This is a genomic window from Halomonas sp. ATBC28 (assembly GCF_005937175.1).
In the GTDB taxonomy this organism is placed as follows: domain Bacteria; phylum Pseudomonadota; class Gammaproteobacteria; order Pseudomonadales; family Halomonadaceae; genus Vreelandella; species Vreelandella titanicae.
Genome location: NZ_VCQL01000164.1, coordinates 1 through 407 on the forward strand (window position 1 = coordinate 1; position 407 = coordinate 407).

Annotated in this window: 1 protein-coding gene; it reads left to right on the plus strand. The window is 73.2% G+C overall.

Features of this window, described 5'->3' with window-relative positions; translation table 11 throughout:
• Positions 1–88 precede the first annotated feature (88 nt).
• Positions 89–407: NAD-dependent epimerase/dehydratase family protein (locus E0L35_RS25840; protein ID WP_138801758.1), on the plus strand; the 319-nt coding region annotated here is incomplete at its 3' end.

The window sequence follows — 407 nt, forward strand, 5'->3', positions numbered from 1 at the left end:
GCTGCGCGCCGGGCGACCGCTGCGATCTCTGAGCAGCCGCACGGCACGCGGTTTGCCACCTTCTTCCCACCACATCCAGAGGCCTTCCATGCAGATCCTCCTCACCGGCGCCACGGGTTTCATCGGCCGGCACATCGCCACCCGGCTGCGTACCGACGGCCACACCGTGCACGAGGGCGTCTCGCCGCGCCACGGTGCCGCCCGCTCCGGGCAGGTGCCCATGGACTTCGCGCGCGACACCGCCGTGGACGCGTGGCTGCCCCGTCTCGCGGGCATCGATGCCGTGGTGAACGCCGTGGGCGTGCTGCGCGACAGCCCCGCACGGCCGATCGACGCGCTGCACCGCGACACGCCCCGTGCACTGTTCCAGGCCTGCGCACAGGCCGGCGTGCAGCGCGTCGATCGGC